At 57.7% G+C, this 16,305-nt stretch carries 15 protein-coding genes; 11 read left to right on the top strand and 4 right to left on the bottom strand.

All coding sequences use genetic code 11. The annotated features are described in order from the left end of the window. Window positions 1–3: 3 nt before the first annotated feature. Entirely contained in the window at window positions 4–951 is a 948-nt protein-coding gene (locus G3578_RS02960; protein WP_346773947.1) for a Na/Pi cotransporter family protein, read from the bottom strand. Between the two features lie 81 nt (window positions 952–1,032). On the opposite strand from G3578_RS02960, the gene G3578_RS02955 reads away from it, so the two are divergent. After that, window positions 1,033–2,394, top strand: a complete 1,362-nt coding sequence (locus G3578_RS02955) for a class I SAM-dependent rRNA methyltransferase (RefSeq protein WP_165208517.1) — start codon at window positions 1,033–1,035, stop codon at window positions 2,392–2,394. A gap of 358 nt (window positions 2,395–2,752) precedes the next feature. Beyond that, complete coding sequence (cshA, locus tag G3578_RS02950; RefSeq protein WP_277603111.1) at window positions 2,753–4,204, top strand: degradosome RNA helicase CshA; 1,452 nt, start codon at window positions 2,753–2,755, stop codon at window positions 4,202–4,204. Window positions 4,205–4,304: 100 nt separating this feature from the next. Here cshA and G3578_RS02945 read toward each other — a convergent pair whose 3' ends face one another. Next, complete coding sequence (locus G3578_RS02945; protein ID WP_165208515.1) at window positions 4,305–4,796, bottom strand: hypothetical protein; 492 nt, start codon at window positions 4,794–4,796, stop codon at window positions 4,305–4,307. 209 nt (window positions 4,797–5,005) lie between these two features. Here G3578_RS02945 and G3578_RS02940 point away from each other — a divergent pair, with 209 nt between their 5' ends. After that, entirely contained in the window at window positions 5,006–6,124 is a 1,119-nt protein-coding gene (locus G3578_RS02940; RefSeq protein ID WP_165208513.1) for a D-alanine--D-alanine ligase, read from the top strand. A gap of 54 nt (window positions 6,125–6,178) precedes the next feature. Here G3578_RS02940 and corA read toward each other — a convergent pair whose 3' ends face one another. Then, complete coding sequence (corA, locus tag G3578_RS02935) at window positions 6,179–7,135, bottom strand: magnesium/cobalt transporter CorA (RefSeq protein ID WP_241254436.1); 957 nt, start codon at window positions 7,133–7,135, stop codon at window positions 6,179–6,181. Window positions 7,136–7,231: 96 nt separating this feature from the next. Here corA and G3578_RS02930 point away from each other — a divergent pair, with 96 nt between their 5' ends. From G3578_RS02930 to G3578_RS02920, 3 genes are all read left to right on the top strand, one after another. Further along, window positions 7,232–8,572, top strand: a complete 1,341-nt coding sequence (locus G3578_RS02930; RefSeq protein WP_165208435.1) for a hypothetical protein — start codon at window positions 7,232–7,234, stop codon at window positions 8,570–8,572. 86 nt (window positions 8,573–8,658) lie between these two features. After that, complete coding sequence (locus G3578_RS02925; RefSeq protein ID WP_165208509.1) at window positions 8,659–9,891, top strand: aminopeptidase; 1,233 nt, start codon at window positions 8,659–8,661, stop codon at window positions 9,889–9,891. Window positions 9,892–9,941: 50 nt separating this feature from the next. After that, the gene (locus tag G3578_RS02920; RefSeq protein WP_165208507.1) at window positions 9,942–11,099 is read left to right on the top strand and encodes an aminotransferase A; all 1,158 of its coding nucleotides are present in this window, start codon (window positions 9,942–9,944) and stop codon (window positions 11,097–11,099) included. A 118-nt stretch (window positions 11,100–11,217) separates the two neighbouring features. Here the strand turns inward: G3578_RS02920 and G3578_RS02915 are convergent, their stop codons facing one another. Beyond that, entirely contained in the window at window positions 11,218–12,591 is a 1,374-nt protein-coding gene (locus G3578_RS02915) for a UDP-N-acetylmuramoyl-tripeptide--D-alanyl-D-alanine ligase (protein WP_165208505.1), read from the bottom strand. 160 nt (window positions 12,592–12,751) lie between these two features. Here G3578_RS02915 and G3578_RS02910 point away from each other — a divergent pair, with 160 nt between their 5' ends. The 5 genes from G3578_RS02910 (at window position 12,752) to floA (ending at window position 16,300) form a co-directional block, all read left to right on the top strand. Next, on the top strand, window positions 12,752–13,075 hold the full coding sequence (locus G3578_RS02910; protein WP_165208503.1) for a histidine triad nucleotide-binding protein: 324 nt from the start codon (window positions 12,752–12,754) through the stop codon (window positions 13,073–13,075). A 106-nt stretch (window positions 13,076–13,181) separates the two neighbouring features. Then, the gene (gene rpsU, locus G3578_RS02905; protein ID WP_165208501.1) at window positions 13,182–13,355 is read left to right on the top strand and encodes a 30S ribosomal protein S21; all 174 of its coding nucleotides are present in this window, start codon (window positions 13,182–13,184) and stop codon (window positions 13,353–13,355) included. Between the two features lie 20 nt (window positions 13,356–13,375). Beyond that, window positions 13,376–13,822, top strand: coding sequence for a GatB/YqeY domain-containing protein (locus tag G3578_RS02900; protein ID WP_165208499.1), 447 nt, complete (start codon window positions 13,376–13,378; stop codon window positions 13,820–13,822). Window positions 13,823–13,952: 130 nt separating this feature from the next. Beyond that, window positions 13,953–15,296 (top strand): NfeD family protein, encoded by a 1,344-nt coding sequence (locus G3578_RS02895; RefSeq protein WP_165208497.1) that lies wholly within the window; start codon window positions 13,953–13,955, stop codon window positions 15,294–15,296. Between the two features lie 14 nt (window positions 15,297–15,310). After that, complete coding sequence (gene floA / locus G3578_RS02890) at window positions 15,311–16,300, top strand: flotillin-like protein FloA (RefSeq protein WP_165208495.1); 990 nt, start codon at window positions 15,311–15,313, stop codon at window positions 16,298–16,300. The last annotated feature ends 5 nt before the right edge of the window (window positions 16,301–16,305 follow it).

Here is a 16,305-nt window from a genome sequence, read left to right as displayed (position 1 = left end):
GCCCTAGGGCCGGGTGGAAGCCCGATCCGGGACAAGCCATTGGATCACGCGGGCGATCTGCGCGGCAAACGGCAAAGCAAGCAGCGAACAGACGAGATTGAAGATGGTTTGGGCATGGGCGATCTGCAGGGAAGGGGTCGCTGTTAAAAAGGCGGCGGCATTGGCAAGACTGGAAAGGAACGGCATAAACAGCAGCGCGCCCGCCAGATTGAACAGCGTGTGGCACCAGGCGACCTGGCGCGAGGCGGCGTTGGTGCCGATGCTGGCGATCAGGGCGGTGAAGCAGGTGCCGATATTGGCCCCCAGCACGACGGCGAGCGCGGTTTCCATCGTCATGATCTGGTGTGTCATCAGCCCCATGGTGATCGCGGTTGTCGCCGAACTGCTGTGGATGAGCGCGGTGAAGACCGTGCCGGTCAACAGGCCGATCCAGACCGAATGGCTGCTTTCCAGAAACAGGTTGCGGAAGGTTTCCGACTGCTCCAGGGGCTTGGCCATCACCTGCATCGTATCGATGCCGAGAAAAATCAGCCCGAAACCGCCCATCACGAGCCCGATGCAGCGGATCACCCGCTTTGGCTGCAGCCAGAAGGCGGCGCCGACCAGCAGCATTGGGACGGCCAGCGATTCGAGACGCAGGGCGAGCAGCTCCGTGGTGATGGTGGTCCCCACATTGGTTCCCAGAATGATGCCCACCGTCTGGGCAAACCCGATCAGCCCGGCATGGGTCAGCCCGATCGTGACCACGGTGACGGCGCTGGAGCTCTGCAGGGCAAAGGTGGCCAGAAGGCCGGTCATGAAGCTGCGCGTGGGGGTTTGGGTGAAGCGGGCCAGCACGGCTTCCATTTTTTTGCCGGCGAGAAGGTGAAAGCCGGTTCGCATGGCATACATACCCAGCAAAAAATAACCAAGACCGAGCGTAAAGGGGATCAATACGGAAAGATATCGCACGAGACCGTCCTCCTGGCGCGTTCTACTACTATAGCTATGCCTGTACACAGACAAGCATGACAAGGAGGGTTCACAGGCTTCATGGCAAAAGTGTTGCTGCACAAGAATCGGAAACGCCGGCTGGAAGCGGGCCATCCGTGGGTGTTTCAGTCGGAAGTACTGGAGATCCAGGGGGAGTACCAGCCAGGCGATATCGTAGAGGTAACCAACCATCAAGGCCATTTTCTCGCCAAGGGGTATATTAATCCGTCCTCTCAGATCATCGTGCGGATCATGACCTACGACCCGAAGGAGGAGATCGATCTCGCCTTCTTCGTCCGCCGTTTTCGGCAAGCCGGGGAATTCCGCAGGCGATTTGTCGACAATCCGCTGGCCTGCCGCCTGGTGTACGGCGAAGCGGATTTCCTGCCCGGCCTCATCGTGGACCGGTACAATGACGTGCTGGTGGTACAGATCCTGTCGCTTGGCATGGAGCGGCGGCGCGACCTGATCACGCAGGCCTTGGTGGAAGTTTTTCAGCCCAAGGGGATCTACCTGCGGGGCGATGTTCCCGTGCGCGAGCTGGAAGGCCTGGAGCAGCGGAAAGAGGTGCTCTATGGCGAGTGTCCCCGCGAAGTGATGATCGAGGAGAACGGGCTGAAATACGTGGTGGACATCGTGGAAGGGCAGAAGACCGGCTTCTTCTACGATCAGCGGGAAAACCGGGCGGCCATCGCGCCCCTGATGACCGGCTGGGGAGAAAGGCACGGCATCACCCTGCAGCCGATCGGGAGCGACGGCGAACCGCTGTACGACAAGACCGGAAGCAGGCGGGCCGGCGTGGAGCCCCTCCTGGACGAGCAGGGGGAACCGGTGCTGAAACCGGTGGACAAGCGCGGCAAAATCGTCAAAAACCCGTTCTGGGACGGGGCCGAAGTGCTGGAATGCTTTACCCATACCGGTTCCTTCACCCTGAACGCCTGCAAGCATGGGGCGAAAAAGGTGACGGCGCTCGATATCTCGGAGCATGCGATCGAGACGGCCAAGCGGAACATCACGTTGAACGGCTATCTGCATCGCGTCCAGTTCGTCGTCGCCAACGCGTTCGATTATCTGCGCGAGAGCGTGGAGGCGGGCCTCTCTTGGGATGTGGTGATTCTCGACCCTCCCGCCTTCGCCAAGTCGCGGGCCGCAGTGAAGGGCGCGATCCGCGGATACAAGGACATCAACCTCCACGGGATGAAGCTGGTGCGCCCGGGCGGCTATCTGGTGACGGCCTCCTGCTCGTACCACATGTCACCGGAGCTGTTCCTTTCCACCATCCAGGACGCAGCGTTCGATGCCAAAAAGATCCTGCGCCTGATCGAATGGCGCGGCGCGGGCAAGGACCACCCGGAGATCAGCGGCGCCGACGAGGGCCATTACCTGAAGTTTGCCATCTTCGAGGTGCGCGACAGGAAATAAGAATACCCCGCCCGGCCTAAGCGATCGCTGCGCCGGGCGGGGCCCTCAGCTTATCTCACATCGCTTCATGCTTTATAGAACGTAAACTTCCGATATCGTATCAAGCGGCATGTTGCCAACCGGCAGCATGCCGCTTTTTTTGAAGCACTGTAAAGGCGGTGCGTCATTCGCCCGTGAAAACGACGGACAGGTCGGTTTTATTTTTGTTTCTTTTTGCAGGAAAGTTTGATACAATGAAGCGTCACAGATGGAACGTTTTTCCTTTCATCTGTATGGCGGAGTTGCCAAAGAGGAAAAATAATCGGGAACGCATTCGCGGCACCCAAGGCATTTGTTGATAAGAGGAAGGAGCATTCTATTGACCACATTTTATGAGTTTCACCTGCATCATTCGGTAACACGCGCCATCTCGGAGATGGGCTTTGAAGAAGCCACGCCGATTCAGGAAAAGGTGATACCGCTCGCCTTGTCGGGCGCAGACCTGATCGGCCAGGCGCAGACGGGAACAGGGAAAACAGCGGCGTTCTCCATCCCGCTGATCGAGAAGATCGACGTCGATTCCCCCGCCATTCAAGGATTGGTGCTGGCCCCGACGCGGGAGCTTGCGATACAGGTGGCGGAGGAGCTTTCCAAATTCGGGGTTCACAAGGGAGTCAGACATCTGCCCATCTATGGGGGGCAGGATATCGGCCGGCAGATCCGCGCCTTGAAAAATCGGCCGCATGTGATCATTGCGACGCCGGGCCGCCTGATCGACCATCTGGAACGGCGCACCATCCGGTTGCAAGAGGTGCATACCGTCGTCCTGGATGAAGCCGACGAAATGCTCAATATGGGCTTTTTGGAGGAGATCCAGAAGATCTTGACCGCCGTACCGGCCGATCGCCAAACCATGCTTTTTTCCGCCACCATGCCGGCCCCTATCCGCAAGCTGGCCGATCAATTCCTGAAACATCCCGAACACATCGCCGTCACGCCCAAAGTGGTGCAGAAGCCGACGATTGCGCAATTTTACTGCGAAGTGGCGGAGCTGCAAAAGTTTGATACGCTCTGTCGGCTGATTGATATCGAAGGGCCGGATCTTGCCATCATCTTCGGCCGGACGAAGAGAAGGGTGGACGAACTGGCCGCCGCCTTGCAGAAGCGTGGATATCTGGCGGAAGGATTGCACGGGGATCTGTCACAACATCAGCGTGATGCCGTGATGCGCAAGTTTCGCGAAGGGCAGATCGAGATACTGGTCGCGACCGATGTCGCGGCGCGCGGGCTTGACGTCTCCAATGTCACGCATGTCTATAACTTCGATATTCCGCAGGATCCGGAAAGCTATGTGCACCGGGTGGGACGTACGGGCCGGGCAGGGCGCACAGGAGTGGCCACCACCTTCGTCACCCCGCGGGAAACCGAGCACCTTCATTTTATCGAACGGATCAATCAGGCGAAGATCAAGAAACGTCCTGTCCCGACCATCGCGGAGGCCATCAGCGGCCAGATGCGGGGTGCGGTGGAAAAGATTGTCCATACCCTGGAAGCGGAGAAGCTGGACCCCTATGTGGCGCTGGCCAATGACTTGCTGGACGAGCACGATGCGAACAGACTGGTAGCGGCTGCTCTCAAGTTGTTGACCCGTGAAACCAGCGACGTGCCGGTCGAGCTGACACCGGAAAAGCCGCTGCGGACGAAACGCTCCAAGCCGCCTGAAAGGAAGTTCGGAGGGAGCGGGGAGAGACGCGGGTTCCGTCCGCGTGAGAAGGAAGCAGGCAGGCGGCTCGGCGGCTCCAAACCCCCAGGAAGAACGGTGAAGCTATGAAAAAGTTTGAAGCATGGAGAGATGGGGCCTACGCGAGCTCCTGACAGGACAAACCTTGTCTGCACACGAACCCCCGTGGAGTTCCACGGGGGTGTTTTCCTTAGGCAAATTGTCGATCGGAACGGACTTCTTTCAGCACTTCAATCGCCCGTTTGATGCCCAGCTCCTTGCCGAGCAGGACCTGGCCTTCCGCCGGGGTTGCCGCTTTGGTGTTTGTCAAGCTTTCCAGCTCGCGCTGCAGCAGATGCTCGACGATGTGAAGCTGCACCCTGCCGATCTCCCGTTCGCTGCGGCGGTCCATCTCATGGAAGCGGACCTGTTCCAGACTCTCTTCGACGTATTTGTCGATGTCGTTTTCGAGGAAATGGGTGGCTGTACAGATGATGTTCATGTATTCGTCCGTTTTGGAAGGGATGGTGCGAAGCGTGTGTCCGAGATGGGCGAGGAGGAACTTGTGCAGAATGACGCTGTTGCGCGTGTATTCATTATGCAGCAGCGAGTATTCTCCGAGAAAGGTACCTGACTCTTTGTCGTAGCTGTGCAGCAGCGTGTACGCAGAACAATACGTACAGTACAGCAAATAATCTCTCATGGTAGATACCTCCCATTTCGAAAAAACTTGCCATACAATATGATACCCACAAACGAAAGGTGAGTCCAGAAACCCTTGTGTTCCGCATGCGCATTGTGTATGCTGAGAAAATGATCGCTGCCAAGAGAGAGCGCACATCGCCGCATGTGTGCATAACATAGGGAAGGATTCTGCATGCGGGATAGGCAGAGGAGAAAGGAGTATTCACAATGGGGAACAAAATCCGGCTCGGGATCATCTACGGGGGCAAATCGTCGGAGCATGAGGTGTCGCTTAGAACCGCCCTGTCCATCATCAACGCGGTAGATCCCGAGAAGTATGAGATTACGCCCGTTCATGTGCAGCTGGACGGCACATGGGTCAAAGGGAAACCGGCAGCAGGACAGATCACCCATGTCGAGATGCTGCGGCTGGCGGAATCTGCAGCCGGTACAGGTATGGCGGAAGGGGCCCTGCAGCAGGCGGGTGGCGGAAAAGCTGCTCCCGTGTTGGCATTGGGCAGAGAGGTGGATGTGATCTTTCCGGTCATTCACGGGCCAAATGGAGAAGACGGTACGCTTCAGGGGCTGTTGGAATTGGCTGACATCCCGTATGTGGGGGCGGGGGTGCTTGCGTCCGCCGTGGGAATGGACAAGTGGATGATGAAAAATGTGTTTGCGCAGGCCGGATTGCCGCAGGTGAACTATGTGGGTGTGCTGCGCTCCCGGCTGCAAAGCGACCTGCAGGGCATCGTCGACCAGATTGAACGCGAACTGGGATATCCGTGCTTTGTCAAACCGGCCAACATGGGGTCCAGCGTCGGCATTTCCAAGGCCAAGACGCCGGAAGAGCTGGTGAATGCCCTTCAGCTGGCGGCCAGGTTTGACCGCCGGATCATCGTGGAGCAGTACGTCAAGGCGCGAGAGCTGGAGATCGGCGTCCTCGGCAATGAACAGGTGATCACCTCCGTGGTGGGTGAAGTGATCGCCGCCAAGGAATTTTACGATTATGAAGCCAAGTACAAAGGGGCAGGCACGGAGCTGCAAATCCCGGCCCAAATCCCGGCGCACGTCGCGGAGGGCATCCGGGAGATGGCGGTCAAGGCTTTTCAGGCGATCGACGGCTCCGGATTGTCTCGCGTGGATTTCTTCTGGAATGAAGAGAACGACCGGCTCTACATCAACGAGATCAATACCATGCCGGGATTTACGCCGTACAGCATGTACCCGATGCTCTTCCAGGCGGCGGGGATCGGCTATGCCGAATTGATCGACCGTCTCGTGCAGCTTGCCATCGAACGGCATGCGGACAAACAGCAAAATATCATCGCAGCCGAGGAGCTGGATTAAAGGATGCAGTGCTCAAACGCCTTTGCCTGGTGCAAGGGCGTTTTCTTTATGGAACTACCGGTTGTCAAACCATCCTTTTTTCCGGAACCAGGCGTACATGCTGAAACCGACAACCGCCATGACCCCCAGCACGGCAAAGTAGCCATAACGCCAGTTCAACTCCGGCATGTACGAAAAGTTCATCCCGTAAATGCCGGCGATAAAGGTAAGCGGCATGAAGATGGTGGTGATGACGGTCAGGGTCATCATGATGCTGTTCATCCGGTTGGAGTTGAGCGAGAGATAGCTGTCCCGCATGTCGGCCGTCATCTCCCGGTTGGATTCGAGCATTTCCGTCAGCTTGAGCAGGTGATCGTAAATGTCGGTAAAGTAGGCGCGCTGTTCCCGGGATTGGGAGAGTGACTCGGAGTTGATGATCCGGTAGAGTAGATCCCGCATCGGCACGATGGTGCGGCGCAGATGCAGCAGCTCTCCGCGGATGCGAAACAGTTGGTCCATCAGCTGGCGGATCGTTTTTCCCTGCGTGTTCTCCTCGATTTCCCCCAGCTCGTCTTCCAGCTTGTACATGGTCGGAAAATAGTTGTCGACCAGCTTGTCCATGATGGTATAGGCGATGGCAAGCGGCCCCTTGGGAACATGGTTTTCGGACGCACGTATCCGGCTTCGGATCAGCTCGATTTCCGCCGACGGTGTCTTGTGGAAGCTGACCACAAAGCGGGAACCGACAAACAGGTCGACCTCCTCGGCCTCCATTGTCATCTGATTGAGCGCATGGACGACGAAGAAGGTGTAGCCGTCATAATGGTCCAGCTTGGGTCGCTGCAGGAAGTGGAGACAATCCTCGATGGCGAGCGGGTGAAAGCGGAAAAAATCAGCCAGCAGGTTGGTCTCCTGTTCGGCAGGTTGGTCAAAATCCACCCAGTACCAGGCAATGTCGGGGTCATTGAGCCGGTCGATGGGCAGATCAAACAGCAGGGTGCCTTCTTGGGTTGCGGCCAGCGTGTGTATCAAGCGCAAACCTCCTTTACGGTCATGAAAACCATGGAGAAACGTTTCACCGGATCTGTCGTCAAAGAATGAGAAAGAAACGAAAAGGTGATAAAGGTGATGATGATGCTGCGAAAAATCCTGATCCTGAGCCTGATGGTGGGGAGTCTCGGTTTCATGGCGATCATTCCCGCAATGCCCATCCCCAACGCCCATGCCCAGGCAAGTCCTTATCTATTTACATATAAACTTCCCCCAAATGTGAGTCAACTGGTCACCTTCACGACCATCCGCGATGATTTCCCGGACCCCGTGAAGAAAGTGCACGCGTACACGCTCGGCACCTATTTTGATGATACGAACGGCGGATACACCCCGGAGAAAATCATGGCGACCGTGGATAAATGGGAAACGTTGAAAATCGGCTTCCTGTTTCAACTGTTCGATACAATCGGCGGGCTTCCCCCTGTCTATCCGGAAGGCTACCGGCCGGATGAGATGAACAAGCGAATTGCCGAAACGGTAGCAAAGAGAGACGGGTACGATCGGGAAATCGCCAGGTTGAGCGAGGGGCGGGCAACGCTGCCTCCGGAAGAATGGGAGAAGCGGTTGAAGGAGCTGCAGGACAAGTACGCGCCTTACGCTCAGGAAGCAGGCAATCTCCATCGGCAGCGCGGCGAAATCGAGATGCGGGCCCGCGTCCAGGCGCTGATTGACGCGGGCTTCGTGCTGCCCGAAGAAGTGGCGGGCGAGCGTATCATGGAACCGGCCACCAAAACGTTTGTGGCCAATGTGCTGTATCGTGCGTTGCATGAGGTGCGGCCGTACAAGGGAAGCGTAGCGCCGCTGGATACGCAGGATATTGCGGTTCGTTGGGCCATCGAAGTGGGGCTGCCCGGCTTTGATGTCGACCCGCGCGGCAACGTCTATCCGGATGTGCGCCTGCAAATGACACCTGGACCCAATGACGTGGTCGGCGAGTATCCTTATCGGCTGCTCTTTATGTACGTCCAGCGGCTGCTGCCGTCCAAATGGGTGGATGGCAAATGGCAGTACTATCAGACCGGCGGGGCGAATGATGTGATTTGTGCCGAATGTTTTCTCTATGTGAACGGGCAGCCGTACAGCCAATATGTGGCACGCCGGCCCACCCTGTTGAACAACCCGTCCTTTAAACAGCAGCTGGAACAGACGAAAGCCAGGATGATCGCGGATACCAACGCCAGAATCCAGCTGGAACTGCAAAAGAAACGGCTGGACGTGATGAAACCGCGCATCTGGAATTGGAGCACCGATCTGATTCACAATCCCCGTTTCGCGCAGGTGATCGCAAGCTATCGCAAGACGCGCGGGGCGAAAGCGTTGAATGCCGTCTATCAAGCGGTCAAAAATGAATATCATCTTTTCCCCCGGCAGGATTCCTTGGTCGTCATCCAAAATGTGCTGGATCATGTGAAATAGGATAAAAAATTTTTGACAGGAATCCCGGCAGACCGTGCCGAACTTTCTCCAGGAGAAGGTTAACACAAGGGAGAGAGGGGTCTGCCATGAGCGACTTTGTTCATTCTTTGGAAAAATATGCGCAGCTTGCGTTGAAAGTGGGGGTCAACCTGCAGGCCGGACAAACGCTGGTGATCCGGGCGCCCATCACCACGGCGGAATTCGTGAGAACGGCCGTAAAGGCGGCCTATGAAGCCGGGGCCAGGCAGGTTTATGTGGACTGGGAGGATGATCAGGTCCGCCGGCTGCGCGTCCTGCATGCTCCGCAGGAATCGCTTGCCCAGTTTCCCGCGTGGAAGGCGGAGATGCTGGAGCAATATGCCAGGGAAGGCGCCGCGTTTCTGACCGTTGTTTCGCGCAATGCCGATCTGCTGAAGGGGGCGGACCCGCAAAGAGCGGCGCTGCAGATGAAGGCCGATGCCGGCGTGCTGGGTTCTTTGCGCCAATACACCCGAACCGGCAGGGTATGCTGGGCGATCGTCGCAGTCCCGTCGCCCGATTGGGCCGCCCGCGTTTTTCCTGAACTGGACGAAAACGCCCGGATGGAGAAACTGTGGCAGGCGGTCTTTCGGGCGAACCGCATCGACAGCGACGATCCCGTACAGGCGTGGCAGGACCATCTTGCCCAGCTTGTCCGGAAACGGGATTACCTGAACCGCAAAAGATACAGACGCCTCCATTTCAAGGCGCCGGGAACGGAGCTGGCCGTCGATCTCCCCGAACTGCATGTCTGGAATGGCGGACCCTGGCGAGGGGAAAACGGTACGGTCTTTGTCCCCAACCTTCCGACCGAAGAGGTGTTCACGATGCCGAAGAAGGATGGGGTAAACGGCGTGGTGACGAGCACGAAGCCGCTCAATTACGGCGGCAGCCTGATCGACCGTTTTACGCTGCGCTTCGAAAACGGGCGCATCGTCGACTTTTCGGCCGAAACGGGACGGGAAGCGTTGAAAAACCTGATTGAAACCGACGAGGGGGCACACTATCTGGGAGAAATCGCCCTTGTTCCCCACCACTCTCCGATCTCCGAAATGAACATCCTCTTTTACGACACCCTGTATGACGAGAACGCTTCCTGCCACTTGGCGATCGGCAATGCCTATCCGGTCTGCCTGGAGGGCGGGACACGGATGACGGGCGAGGAACTGGCCCGCTGCGGAGCGAATATCAGCAGCGCCCACTCCGACTTCATGATCGGTTCCGCCGACATGGAGATTGACGGCGAGACGGCGGAGGGGATGCGCGAGCCGATTTTCCGCAAGGGTAACTGGGCGATCTGAAATATGGTATGATCAAGGGGAAAACGAAGAAGAGAAAGTAGGTACCCACCGTGCGTCATCTGATCAATCAACGGGTAAGAGAGATCCAAATCTCCGGCATCCGCAGGTTTGCCAACATGGTTGCCCAGGTTCCGGACGCGATCTCGTTAACCATCGGGCAGCCCGATTTTGAAACCCCGGAGCATATCAAGGAAGCGGCCGTCACCGCTATCGGGAACAACCGAACCGTCTACACGCCCAACGCGGGACTGCCCGAACTGCGCCAGGCGGCCAGCGGTTACATGAAGAACAAGTACAGGCTGACCTACGATCCGGCAAATGAAATCATTGTGACCATCGGGGCCAGCCAGGCGTTGGACATCGCCATGCGCACCATTCTGGAGGAAGGCTGCGAGGTGATTCTGCCGGGGCCGGTTTACCCCGGATACGAGCCCTTGATCCGGCTGTGCGGCGCCGTGCCGGTCTATGCGGATACGAGGGGGAATGGCTTCAAGCTGAGCGCGCAGCTGTTGCAGGACTGCCTAACGGACAAGACCCGCTGCGTCATCCTGCCGTATCCTTCCAACCCGACCGGCTGCGTGATGGCGGCAGAGGAACTGGGCGAGATTGCTGAATTGTTGAAAGACAGGGAGATCTTCGTCATTTCGGATGAGATTTACAGCGAACTGATCTATGGACAGCCCCACTGCTCCATCGCATCATTTCCGGGCATGCGGGAGAAAACCATCGTGATCAACGGCTTGTCCAAGTCCCATTCGATGACCGGCTGGCGGATCGGCTTTACCTTCGCCCCGGCCTATCTGACGGAACAGATGGTGAAGGTCCATCAATATAACGTCTCATGCGCAAGCTCGATCAGCCAGTATGCGGCGCTGGAAGCCCTGACCAGCGGAGCGGACGATGCGGAGCCGATGAAAGAGGCGTATGGGAAGCGCAGAGACTATGTTTATGACCGGCTGGCGGCCATGGGCCTGGAAGTGACCAAACCCCAGGGCGCATTTTACATCTTCCCCTCTGTGCGGAAGTTTGGCATGGGCTCCTTCGACTTCGCGACCAAACTGCTGGAGACCGAAAAGCTGGCGGTCGTCCCGGGGGATGCTTTTTCGGCGTTCGGGGAAGGATACATCCGGATCTCCTACGCCTACTCCATGGCGCAGTTGGAAGAGGGGATGAACCGGCTGGAGCGGTTTGTCCGCCGCATTGGATAGAAAGTTGCAGCAGCGAGCAGGAACCATCATCCATGACATGTGGACTTTGTCTACACACTAAAACAGGAATGCCTTCGAAGGCATTCCTGTTGTCCGTTTATGAGGGGGAACCAATCTGTCAAGAGGGGAAGCTTTCCAGCAGCGTCCACAGCTCCATGCCGCGGGAAGCTTTGAACAGGATGGCATGGTCGGCCGTATCGAACCGGGAAAGCGTGCCGACGGCTTCCTCTTTCGTGGCAAAATAACGTTTTTCCCCCTGGTAGGCCTCATAGAGATGACGGGCGTTGTCGCCGATGGCGATCAGGAGGGAGAAGGCGTCCCGATATCGGTTCGCGAACGCTCCCACCCCGGCATGCATCTGCGGGCTGTCCGGCCCCAGTTCGAACATGTCGCCTAGCACGAGCACCTTTTTCCGCTCCGGGAAAAGTTCCGCGAATGTCGTAATGGAAGCCTGCATGGAATCGGGACTGGCGTTGTACGCATCGTTGACCAGCACGGCGCCTGAGCGGGCATGCAGCACCTCGAAGCGCATCGCGGAGAGGCGCACGGTCGCCAGGGCTTCCTTGATGTCCGCAAGCGACAGGCCAAAGTGGCGGGCGATGGCAATGGCCGGGAGGGAATTCAACACGTTGTGTCTCCCGTAGAGGGGAAGAAACAGGGAAGCGTGTTCGCCGTCCCGGAAATGCACCTCGTAATGCAGCCCGCGTTCATCCATGCGTATCTTGTCCGCCCAGATGTCGGCAGGGCCTGTAACCGAGTAGTAGAGAATCTTCCCGTCATACAGGTGGGCGATCCGGCGCAGGTATTCGTTGTCGCCGTTCAGGAGCACCATTCCCTCGGGATCGGTGTGGGGAAGCAGCTCCGCTTTCGCCAGCGCGATTTTTTCCCGCGACCCGAAAAATTCGATGTGCTGTTCGCCGATGAAGGTGATCACGCTGATGCGCGGCTTCACCAGGGAAGCGAGGCGCTCGATTTCGCCCGGATGGTTCATGCCCAGTTCCAGCACCGCGGCCTGATGCCCCTCTTCCACCTGAAGGAGCGAATACGGCACGCCCAGGTGATTGTTCAAGTTCTTGTACGTTTTGTAGATGGAGAGCTTGTGCGCAAGCAGATGGGCGATGATGTCCTTGGTGGTCGTTTTGCCGTTGCTGCCGGTCACCGCGATATAAGGGATGGCGAACTGACTGCGATAGGCGGCGGCCAGTTTTTGAAAGGCGCGCAGCGTATCATTGACCAGGATGATGCCAAAGTCGGCGGGCAGATCGGCCGGCAGAAGGGACGGATCGGCAATGATGGCCCCCTTCGCCCCTTGGGCCGCTGCCTGCGCCACAAATTCGTGCCCGTCCCGCGCCCCGCGGATGGCGACAAACAGCCCGCCGTCTTCCAGCTGCCGCGTGTCAAAATGAACGTGATGTATGGTACGCGACGGTTCGCCGCCGATCAGCATTCCTTCCGCCATTTTGGCGGCTTGTTGCAGTGTAATCGGATTCATACCGCGTATCCCCTTCCTTCCATGTCGAAGCCATGCTATCATGCGCGGCAGCATCCGCGCAAGCCTTGCCAAGGGCTGCTTTCGTCCGTTATAGTGGAAATGATATCCTGTAGAGTATATGAAGGAAGCAGCCAAACTAGAGACGATGGGAGGCTTTTCAATGGAAAAAAGTGTATTTACCCGCATCATGGAAGGGGAGATTCCGGGCCGTTTCGAATACGAGGACGAGCAGGTGATCGTCATTCACGACATCGCGCCCAAAGCGCCGATTCACCTGCTGATTATCCCGCGCAAGCCGATTCCCACCCTGATGGATGTTACGGAAGAAGATCTGCCGCTCATCGGCCACATCCATGTGGTGGCCCAGAAGCTGGCGCAGAAGCTCGGGCTGAAAGGATTCCGCCTGGTGAACAACTGCGGCAAAGAGGGCGGACAAGAAGTTTTCCATATCCATTACCACTTCCTTGCCGGTTTCCAGGAATAATTTTCTCGTGAGGTTGACCTTCCCCGTCCTTCTGTCCTATAATGTAGTTTGACAGTCTGTGCACGAACAGTTGTCTCACGGTTTTTAGCGGAGGGAGGGAAGTCAGATGGCAGAAGTTCGCGTCAAGAAAAACGAATCGTTGGAAAGTGCACTTCGCCGCTTTAAGCGTGAAAGCGCCAAAGCAGGAGTACTTGCTGAGTTACGCAAGCGCCGCCACTTTGAAAAGCCTAGTGTAAGACGTAAGAAAAAATCCGAAGCGGCTCGCAAACGCAAGTATTAATCGGATTCGGGGGGCCCATCATGAGTGTAATAGAGCGGTTGAATCAAGATATGAAGCAGGCGATGAAGGACAAGGCTACGCTGAAGCTCTCTGTTATCCGCATGGTGAAAGCTGCGATTGCCAACGAGGAGATCAAAAAAGGTGGGGCTTTGTCCGAAGACGAAGAGCTTACCATCTTGACCCGTGAACTGAAACAACGCCGTGAATCCCTCCACGAGTTTGAAAAAGCCGGCCGGGAAGACCTGGCCAGCAAAACGCGCGAAGAGATCGAGGTATTGAACGCATATCTCCCTGCCCAATTGAGTGAAGACGAGGTTCGCCAGATCGTGCGGGATGCCATTGCCGCCACCGGTGCCGTCTCCAGAAAAGAGATGGGCAAGGTGATGGGGGCGATCATGCCGAAGGTGAAAGGGAAAGCGGACGGCTCTCTCGTGCAACGAATCGTTTCGGAAGAATTGCCATCATAAAACCATACAACCCGGTCGATGTCGCGGCCGGGTTTTCACTATTTTTTGGCGGAAAAACGAAACGCTTTTCCCCTCCCCTCGTATACCATGATAGCGTTGATGAGATGATGACAGAAGGGAGGGAAACAGAATGGCACGTGGAAAAGCATCGTCCCTGTCCGCGCTGCTGAAGCAGCTGTGCGCGGCCAGTCTCCTGCTGCTGGTGATGATCGGTGCGAACCCGCAAGCGGCTGCGGCCGCCTACCAGAAAGCGGTCTGGATTCCGGTCGATCAAGAGATTGAGCGGGGCTTGGAGAGCTTTTTGACGCGGGCGTTTGCCGAAGCGGAAGCGCAGGGAGCCGATCTGGTGATCCTGGATATTGACACGCCGGGAGGAGAGGTGGAGGCTGCGGGCAACATCGGCCAACTGGTGCGGCAGGCGCCGATGGATGTGGTTGCCTTCATCGACAACAAAGCGTTCTCCGCGGGTACCTATATCGCGCTGAATGCGGATAAAATCGCCATGACGCCCGGCAGCAGCATGGGGGCGGCCACTCCGGTCGACCGGGTCGGCAATGCGGCCTCCATCAAAATGATTTCCGCTTGGTCGGATCAAATGGTTGCCGCGGCCAAGCTGAACAACCGGAATACCGATATCGCGCGCGCCATGGTGGAGATCGACATGGACCTTCCCCCTTTGAAGAAGAAGGGGACGGTGCTCTCCCTGGATGCCGATCTGGCCAAGCAGGTGGGATACGCCGACCTGCTCGTGGCTGACCGGACGGAGCTGGAGCACGCCCTGGGGTTGGAGCAGGCGCAGGTAAGCGAAATCCAGCCGACTGTCGGGGAAAAAATCGCCCGTTTCGTCACCAGCCCATACGTGATGAGCGTTCTCTTCATCATCGGGCTTGTCGGCATCGCGGTGGAAATTTTCCATCCCGGGTTCGGTGTTGCGGGAGCGATCGGCATCGCGTCGTTTGCCCTCTATTTCTTCGGCCATTATGTGGCGGGCTTTGCCAACTGGATTCATATCGCGCTCTTCCTGCTTGGCATCGTGATGGTCTTTCTGGAGCTGTTTCTCCCGGGCGGCATCGTGGGCGGCATCGGCTTTGTCAGCCTCATCAGCGGATTGGTGCTGGCTGCCTATGATACCCGGCAGGGGCTGGCTTCCCTGGGGATTGCGGTGCTGGTGACGGGCATCGTGACGTTTGTGCTCGTCAAATACTTCGGCCTCAAAGGGATCTGGCAGAAGCTGACGCTGCGGTATACCCAGCAAAACGAGGCTGGTTACGTGGCCCATGAGGATCGGCGCGGGCTTGCGGGCAAGGCGGGGATCGCGCTGACACCGATGCGCCCGGCCGGGGTGGTGAAGATCGAAGGCAAGCGCATCGATGCTGTCTCTGCCGGAGGATTTATCCCGGCCGGATCGGCCATCGTGGTCGCATATGTGGAGGGCACCCGCGTCGTGGTGCAGGAACAGGAATCTGACCGATAAAGGAGAGAAGATGAATGCCGATTGACGGATTGCTGCCGTTGATATTTCTGGCTTTTTTGGCCATCGTCGTATTGTCTGTATTTTTTACATTCGTTCCCGTCATGCTTTGGATTTCCGCCCTGGCTTCCGGTGTGCGCATCGGGATCATTACCCTGATCGCGATGCGGCTGCGCCGGGTGATTCCGTCCCGGATCGTCAATCCGCTGATCAAGGCGCGCAAGGCAGGGCTTGCGCTCGACACGAACCAGCTGGAGAGCCACTACCTTGCCGGAGGGAACGTGGATCGCGTCGTCGATGCATTGGTCGCGGCTCAACGTGCAGACATCCCGCTCGGGTTCGAACGGGCAGCGGCGATTGATCTCGCCGGTCGGGACGTTTTGGAGGCGGTGCAGATGAGCGTCAATCCAAAAGTCATCGAAACGCCCGTCGTCGCTGCCATGGCCAAGGACGGCATCGAGCTGCGCGCCAAGGCGAAGGTAACCGTGCGTGCCAATATCGACAGGCTGGTCGGGGGGGCCGGGGAAGAGACGATCATCGCCCGTGTCGGAGAAGGGATCGTCAGCACGATCGGCTCTTCCGATCGGCACAAGGATGTGCTGGAAAACCCCGACCGGATTTCGCAAACGGTGTTGAACAAAGGGCTTGATGCGGGAACGGCCTTTGAAATCCTCTCCATCGACATCGCCGATGTGGATGTGGGGAAAAACATCGGGGCCCAACTGCAGACCGATCAGGCGGAAGCCGACAAGCGGATCGCGCAGGCCAAAGCGGAAGAGCGCCGGGCCATGGCGGTCGCGCTGGAACAGGAGATGAAGGCGCGCGTGCAGGAGATGAGGGCCAAAGTGGTGGAAGCGGAAGCGGAAGTGCCCCTGGCGATGGCGGAAGCCCTGCGCAGCGGCAAGCTTGGGGTCATGGATTATTACAACCTGCAGAACATCGTGGCGGATACCGCGATGCGGCAATCGTTCGGCCAGACCAAGACCTCGGATGACGAGAAGAAGTAGGAGAG

The organism is Brevibacillus sp. SYP-B805 (assembly GCF_011059135.1).
GTDB lineage: Bacteria > Bacillota > Bacilli > Brevibacillales > Brevibacillaceae > Brevibacillus_F.
Note: the sequence above shows the minus strand (reverse complement) of the source record. Positions and strands in the feature narration are given on the sequence as shown.